Origin of the sequence: Chitinophaga sp. (genome assembly GCF_035564935.1) — a bacterium.
Taxonomy (GTDB): Bacteria; Bacteroidota; Bacteroidia; order Chitinophagales; family Chitinophagaceae; genus Chitinophaga.
Map to the genome: position 1 here is coordinate 1 of NZ_DATMTE010000226.1, position 7,952 is coordinate 7,952.

Below are 7,952 nucleotides of genomic sequence, written 5' to 3' on the forward strand. Positions count from 1 at the left end.
GTTCTGTTTTGTGCCCCAGCCAGGTACAGCATCAGCGGGTTAATTATAGCGAATGCTGTACCTGGACTCAAGGACTTTGATATGTTTTTCTTCAAAACATCTCTATAAACTCTCTGACACCGGCAAATATGATATTTTAAATGTTAAAGATTTGTAAATATTGATGTCTATCTTTTGTTAATATTGCCTGAACCCGCTACAGAAGAGGATATCTGGGGAGTTCCCTTATAGTTTACGTTTCCGGAACCGGCAATTTTCGCTTCCAGTTTTACACTGGCATAAACATCCGCATCGCCGCTGCCGGCAATATTAACGTTCACATTTTCAGACAACAGCTCGTCACCTTCAAAGTTGCCGCTGCCGGCAATAGAAAGGTTTACATCTTTTGTTTCCCCTTTGAGCTTCATATCACCGGAACCCGCAATAGAAGCCTTTACCGCAGGTGCATTGATTTCTCCCTTGAGATTACCGGAACCCGACAGGCTGAATTTCACATCAGAACGGGAAGTAAACCGGCCATCCAGTTTCAGGTCGCCGGAACCGGCCAGGCTGGCGTCGTCTACTTCAGGCGTGGTAAGGTATACATTCAATTCTTTATGCGTACTGATAGAAACGCCACGCTTGATCCTTACAATAAGACGGCCGTCTTCATCCGCCAGTTCCACCAGCGGGACAATATTATCTTCCGCCTCAATAACAGCTGCTTTGGCAGCGCCCTGGTTGAGGTAAACGTTCATGCTACCCTCTACCTTGATCCTGTGAAACGGAGCTACCTGTCTTTCTTCCTTGATAACATGGCCATTGCCTTTTACACGATTTTGTCCGGTTACGTCGCAGGAATAAAGGAGTACAGCAGCAGAAAAGGCCATAGTGGCCTGACATAGGAGCGATTTTGTTGATATCATGGGTTTAAAATTATAACAGGAAGATACGCCAGAATTCCGAAATTCGAATTTCCAAATCCGAAATTCATAGAAGGGCTTTATCTTTGCACCACCATGACAGAAAAGATACTTATTCTCGATTTCGGTTCCCAATATACACAGCTGATTGCACGCAGCATCCGTGAACTGAATGTTTATTGCGAAATTAAACCTTGCCTCCAGCCTATTGCCTGGGATGAAACCATCAAAGGTGTTATATTATCAGGCAGTCCTTTTTCGGTGAACGACGAAAATGCGCCCATCCTTGATATTGCGGCCATTGCTGCAAAAGTACCGGTACTCGGTATTTGCTATGGCGCCCAGATGATGGCCAAAGTTTTTGGCGGCGAAGTAGCTAAAAGCAACCTCCGCGAATACGGACGCGCCTTTATGGAGCACAACGACAAAGAGGAAAAGCTGTTATATGATATCTCTGCAAAAAGCCAGGTATGGATGAGCCATGCAGATAGCATTAAACGGATCCCCGAAGGATTTGAAATCATTGCCACTACAGAAAACATACCGGTAGCAGCCTTCAAAAATACTACCCTGGCGGCCAACCCGATGTTGGGCTTACAGTTCCACCCGGAAGTAACCCACTCCCTGGAAGGAAAACTGATCCTGCGCAACTTCCTGTTACATATCTGTAATTGCAGCCAGGACTGGACTCCGGCCGCCTTCGTACATGAAACAGTAGAAAGGATCAAAGCACAGGTGGGCGATAAAAGAGTAGTAATGGCCCTCAGCGGAGGCGTAGATTCTACCGTTGCGGCAGAGCTGATCCATAAAGCCATCGGTAAAAACCTGTTCTGCATATTTGTGGATAACGGCCTGCTGAGGAAAGACGAATTTGAAACCGTACTGGAATCTTATAAACATATGGGATTGAACGTAAAAGGGGTCAACGCAAAAGATCTTTTTTACGGAAAACTGGCCGGCGTTTCCGATCCGGAACAAAAACGCAAGATCATCGGTGGCCTGTTCATCGATGTTTTCCAGCAGGAAGCCACTCATCTTACCGATATTTCTTTCCTGGGCCAGGGCACCATCTATCCGGATGTAATTGAATCCGTTTCTGTAAACGGTCCTTCTGTTACCATCAAATCGCACCATAATGTGGGCGGATTACCGGAAAAAATGAACATGCAGCTGGTAGAGCCGCTACGCTTCCTCTTTAAAGATGAAGTACGCCGCGTAGGCCGTGAAATAGGCATCAGCGAGATATTCCTGGGCCGTCATCCTTTCCCCGGTCCCGGGCTGGCCATCCGTATCCTTGGCGCTATTACCCCCGAAAAAGTACACATGCTGCAGGAAGCAGATAATGTATATATAGAAGGACTGAAAGAAGCAGGCTTATACGACAAAGTATGGCAGGCAGGCACCATCCTGCTGCCCGTACAAAGCGTTGGCGTAATGGGCGATGAACGCACCTACGAATTTACGGTAGCTTTACGTGCGGTAACTTCCGTAGATGGAATGACGGCTGATTGGGCGCATCTGCCTTATGAGTTTCTTGCTAAAATGTCTAACGACATCATTAACAAGGTAAAAGGCATCAACCGCGTGGTATACGACATCAGTTCCAAGCCCCCTGCTACGATCGAGTGGGAATAAAAAGGATGCAATAAATACTGAGCTATAGTTACGGAGTTATGGATAGACAGAATAATTTCTTCTATCCATAACTCCGTAATGCTTTATTTCACATTCCCCGGAATGATTTTTGTAAATTAGCGCCAATTATGAACCACTTAGTTTCAATTAAGCACCTGTTATCCGGATTGGCTTTACTGGTTTTGATCAGCTCCTGCTCTTCTTCCAGGAAAAGTGCCAGTAAGGTAGACGGGCCACCGCCATCTCTGAGTAAACCTAAACCGGAAAAAAAACCGGAGGATAATAAGAAAGAAGCTGCAAAGGCGCCTTTTAATGTACCTGCATTTGGTAAAGAAGTTAAAAAAGCTACCTACAACATTGCATTCTTTGCACCATTATACCTCGATTCCGTTTTTGCCAACAGCACAGAAATTCCCGGTCGCACCATGCCCCGGTATGTATTGCCTGGTCTTGAATTTTATGAAGGCGCTCAGCTTGCACTGGATACCCTGCAACAACAGGGGTATAACCTGAAAGTGACCGTATACGACAGCAAAGCCAGGCAAAGCGTAGCTTCCCTGATCCGCAACAAGGCGCTCGACGGAACAGACCTGATCCTCGGGTCTGTAAGCAATCCTGAATTGAAAGAACTCAGCGATTTCGCCAAAAGCAAAGAGATCAACCTGATTTCCGGTACCTATCCCAACGATGGCGGTATCAGCGACAATCCCTTTTTGTATATCTCCAACAGTACGCTGAAAACACACTGTGAGGCGCTGCAGAATTATATCCAGGACGCTTTCGCTAATAAAAACATCTTGCTGTTCCGCAGGAACACCGCGTTTGAAACAAGACTGGCAGCAGATTTCAGGGCTTCCTACGAGAAAATGGAAAGCACCCGCAAATCAAGGATCCGTGAAGTAGTATGGACCGACGCTACCACACCGGAAGAAATTTCCAAATACCTCCTTACAGACCGTACCAATGCTATCATTGTAACTGCCCTGGATGAAGCCGGCGCCAAAAGCCTGCTGCGCAAGCTGAGCATTTCCGCCGCCACCTATCCCCTGCAGATCTTTGGTATGCCTACCTGGGACGTGATCAAGCTGAAAGAACCCGAGTTTAAAGGCTTACAGGTATATTATTCATCTCCCTACTACAACGACAAAACAGATTACTACAGCAAGTATATCTCCGATTATTTCCGTAAAGTATATAAAGCACGCCCATCGGACATGGCTTTCAAAGGTTTTGACCTGACCTACTACTTTGTAAAACTGCTGTATACCAACGGCGTTTATTTCAATGGTATGGTGAGCAATGCACCAAAAGTGATCACTAACTACAACTTCCTTCCGGTGTACCTGAAAGAAGGAGAAGAAACACCTTCCTACTTTGAAAATAAAAATATCTACATTATCCAGAAAGGCGACAGCGTAGATATTAAAATGAATAGATAGTTGCCTTGCAACATCATCTGAATCGTGCCACGACAACCGCCGTGGCACGATTTTTTTTGCGTACATTCCCTGTATGAACGTGCTGCAATTCACCGATAACGGCATTTACTGTCCTGCAGGGGATTTCTACATTGATCCCTGGAAACCCGTCAAGCGTGCTGTGATCACACATGCACATTCTGACCATGCCCGGTGGGGAAATCAATACTACTTATGTGAAAATGCCAGTGTTCCCTTGCTGCGGTTACGGCTCGGCAACGATATCCGGGTACAGGGTGTTGCTTACGGGGAAAGCATTTTTTTTAATGGCGTGAAAGTGTCCCTTCATCCTGCGGGCCATATTATTGGCTCGGCCCAGGTACGGGTAGAGCAGGATGGAGAGGTATGGGTAGCCAGCGGCGATTATAAACTGGAGAACGACGGGCTATCGGCCCCGTTTGAACCCGTCCGTTGTCACACCTTTATTACAGAATCTACTTTCGGGCTGCCTATTTACCGGTGGGCGCCGCAGGAACAGATCTTCAGCGGTATCACACAATGGATATACGAAAATCAACATGCCGGTAAAGCCAGTGTGCTGCTGGCTTACAGCCTTGGCAAAGCACAACGGCTGCTGTATCACCTGAAAGATAAAGTGGATCATTTCCTGGCGCATGGCGCCATTGCCATTCCACATGAAGTGCTGTTACAGGAAGGCTGGCCTTTACCTCCCGTGGAAAGGATCACGCCGGAAACACCAAAAACAGCTTTTAAGAATGCAGTGATCATTGCTCCGCCTTCGGCGGAAGATAATGTGTGGATGCGCAGATTCCAGCCTTATTCGCTGGGTATCTGCAGCGGCTGGATGCAGGTGCGCGGTAATATGCGGCGCAGGAATGCAGATGCAGGCTTTGTGTTATCTGATCATGCGGACTGGGCCGGCCTGCTGGAAGCGGTTACCGCTACCGGCGCGGAACAGGTATATGCCACACATGGCTTCAGCAGCGTATTTGCCCGTTACCTGACAGAGAAAGGCATTGCCGCCAAAGAGGTAACTACGTCTTATGGCGACGAAGAAATTATTAATAACCCTGAATCTTAAGCCGTGCAACAATTTGCTGAACTGGTACAACTATTAAGCAACAGCACCAAAACCAATGAAAAGCTGGGGGCGCTGAGTCAATACTTTGCCACAGCGCCGGATAAAGATAAGACATGGGTACTCGCATTGTTTTCCGGACGACGCCCTAAACGGACGGTTAACAGCACTCAGCTGAAAACATGGTGCATGCAGGCCACCGGGCTATCCGACTGGCTTTTTGAAGAATGCTATCATACCGTAGGCGACCTTGGTGAAACGATAGCGCTGCTGCTGCCTCCGCGCACAAAGCCGGTGGCTGCTCCTCTTCATTACTGGCTGGAGCAGTTACAACAACTGGAAAAAGCAACCGAAGAAACCAAACAGGCTTTTATTTTACAGGCATGGGATGCATTGGATAACGGGGAAAGATTTGTGTTCAACAAACTGATCACCGGAGGCTTTCGTATAGGCGTGTCACAAAAAATGATGGTGAATGCGCTGGCCAGAACTTACGACATCGAGCCCGCTACCCTTTCGCATATGATCAGCGGCAACTGGGATCCGCATAATGTTACCATCGAAGAACTATTACATCAGCATACCACCGGTGCAGACGCATCCAGACCTTATCCTTTTTACCTCGCTTATGCGCTGGAAGGATCACCCGGAACACTGGGATCTGAAAAAGAATGGCAGGCGGAATGGAAATGGGATGGTATCCGCGGGCAGATCATTAAACGGGAAGGTAAATTATTCGTATGGTCCAGGGGAGAAGAACTGATCACGGAGAAGTTCCCTGAGTTTGTGCCACTCAATAATGCATTACCGGATGGAACCGTATTGGATGGAGAAATACTCACTTTTGCCAATGGATTGCCATTACCGTTTCAAACACTGCAAACAAGAATCGGCCGTAAAAATGTAACCCGCAAACAGCTGCAGGAAGCGCCGGTCATCTTCCTCAGTTATGACCTGCTGGAATGGGAAGGAACAGATATCCGGGAAAAAACACTGGCAGAACGCCGCGCTTTGCTGGAAACATTGGTGCAAAACTTACAGGCGCCGGTATTACAGCTATCACCGGAAATTGTTTTCGGCAGCTGGGATGAACTAACCCAATTAAGACTGCAGTCGCGCGATAAAGGCAGCGAAGGGCTGATGCTTAAAAGAAAGGCGGCCGCTTACCAGGTAGGCCGCAAGCGGGGCGACTGGTGGAAGTGGAAAATTGATCCGCTCACCATAGACGCGGTAATGATATATGCACAGAAAGGGCATGGACGCCGTTCAAATTTATATACCGATTATACTTTTGCTGTGAAAGATGGCGAACAACTGGTTCCTTTCACCAAAGCCTATTCCGGCCTTACGGACAAAGAAATTGCCGAAGTGGACAACTGGATCAAACGTCACTCCCTTGAAAAATTTGGACCGGTAAGAACGGTTCAGCCACAATTGGTATTTGAAATTGCATTTGAAGGCATTGCTGCTTCCAACCGCCATAAATCCGGCGTAGCCCTGCGTTTTCCACGTATTAACCGGTGGAGAAAGGATAAACCCGTAGCAGAAATCAATACGCTGGAAGACCTGAAAGAACTGTTACGGGTGAACGGCCACAACACCGGCAGCTGACGCATTTTTCCTGTAAAATACCAGTAGTTGTACAACAGACAACACCGCAATGAATACCAGCATGCTTAATGCGGCGCCATAACTGCTCCAGCCTTCAGTTGTTGCCAGTTGCATCACCAACCCCACTAGAGATAAGCCCAGTCCGCCGCCAAGCGCATTGGCCGTACCGTTGATTCCCGATGCAAGTCCCTGCTGCGGTTCCGGTACAGATTGCACTGCCAGGATAGTTACACAGGGAAATGTAATGGCCATACCAAATGAATTAATACAGCCTGCTGCACAGAGAATAAACAAAAAGGAATAATCCGTAAAATAACTGGCCATAAAAAACAGGATACCTGCTCCCATAAACGCATTCCCCAGCATGCCTGTTTTTATTACGCCCAATGTTCTGAAAAGATGCGGCAGTATAAATTTTGAAACAATGCCGGATAAAATACTGAAAGGAAATAACAACAGTCCGGCTTGTGAGGAAGTGAAATGAAGATCCTGCTGCAGGTATAAAGTAAGCATAAAAATATAGCTCAGGAAGATGCTGCCAAGCATGATTGCACCAATGTTCCCGGTGATCACGCCATGCAGCCGGAACAGCCGGAAGTTCACTAACGGTAACGGATGTACGCGTTCCCTGCGTATGAAGAATATACCAGCCGCAAGAAACAGCAGCAGCCACAAACTATATTGCACGTAGTGGCGGGCAATATTACCGAGGTCATGAATGAGCCATGCTGCCAGCATCATCAGGCAGGTGATCAGTATAGCGCTCAACAGGTTATGCTCCGGTTTTATCACAGGCTTGTCGTCTGCCGGAATGTAGATCATGGCCAATATAATAGCTGATCCTATTACCGGTACATTAATAAAAAATACCCATTGCCAGCCAAGGTAGTTACTGATTAAGCCGCCGGTAGCAAGTCCGGTGGCAAACCCGATACCTGCTGTGGCGCCAAAGATCCCGAAAGCGCGGTTCCTTTCAACGGGTTCAGTAAAGGTATTGGTAATAACAGCCATTGCTGCTGGGATAGCCAGCGCCACACCCGCGCCTTGTAAAGCCCTGCATACCAGCAACCACATGAAGTTCATGGAAAATCCCGCCGCCAGCGATGCCAGCACAAAACAGCAGGCACCTGTCACAAATATTTTTTTCTTCCCCATGGTATCTGCCAACCGGCCGCCAAGCAATACAAGTCCTCCATAAAATAATACATACACAGTTTGCACCCACTGAATGACATTTACATCAAAATGAAAAAATAACTCCATTTGAGGAATAGCCATGTTAAGCAC

General features: G+C 47.3%; 6 protein-coding genes. 4 read left to right on the top strand and 2 right to left on the bottom strand.

The window, feature by feature from the left end; genetic code table 11:
- Positions 1-167: 167 nt before the first annotated feature.
- Positions 168-905, bottom strand: a complete 738-nt coding sequence (locus tag VN105_RS06025; protein WP_325638915.1) for a head GIN domain-containing protein — start codon at positions 903-905, stop codon at positions 168-170.
- 93 nt (positions 906-998) lie between these two features.
- On the opposite strand from VN105_RS06025, the gene guaA reads away from it, so the two are divergent.
- The 4 genes from guaA to VN105_RS06045 all read left to right on the top strand — a co-directional run bounded on the left by guaA (position 999) and on the right by VN105_RS06045 (position 6,665).
- Positions 999-2,537, top strand: coding sequence for a glutamine-hydrolyzing GMP synthase (guaA, locus tag VN105_RS06030; RefSeq protein WP_325638917.1), 1,539 nt, complete (start codon positions 999-1,001; stop codon positions 2,535-2,537).
- A 128-nt stretch (positions 2,538-2,665) separates the two neighbouring features.
- On the top strand, positions 2,666-3,976 hold the full coding sequence (locus tag VN105_RS06035; protein ID WP_325638919.1) for an ABC transporter substrate-binding protein: 1,311 nt from the start codon (positions 2,666-2,668) through the stop codon (positions 3,974-3,976).
- Between the two features lie 73 nt (positions 3,977-4,049).
- Positions 4,050-5,057, top strand: a complete 1,008-nt coding sequence (locus VN105_RS06040) for a ligase-associated DNA damage response exonuclease (RefSeq protein ID WP_325638921.1) — start codon at positions 4,050-4,052, stop codon at positions 5,055-5,057.
- A gap of 3 nt (positions 5,058-5,060) precedes the next feature.
- Positions 5,061-6,665, top strand: coding sequence for an ATP-dependent DNA ligase (locus VN105_RS06045; RefSeq protein ID WP_325638923.1), 1,605 nt, complete (start codon positions 5,061-5,063; stop codon positions 6,663-6,665).
- Here VN105_RS06045 and VN105_RS06050 read toward each other — a convergent pair.
- Positions 6,633-7,952, bottom strand: a 1,320-nt coding sequence (locus tag VN105_RS06050) for an MFS transporter (protein ID WP_325638925.1), incomplete at its 5' end; no start/stop codon positions are given. The genes VN105_RS06045 and VN105_RS06050 overlap by 33 nt on opposite strands.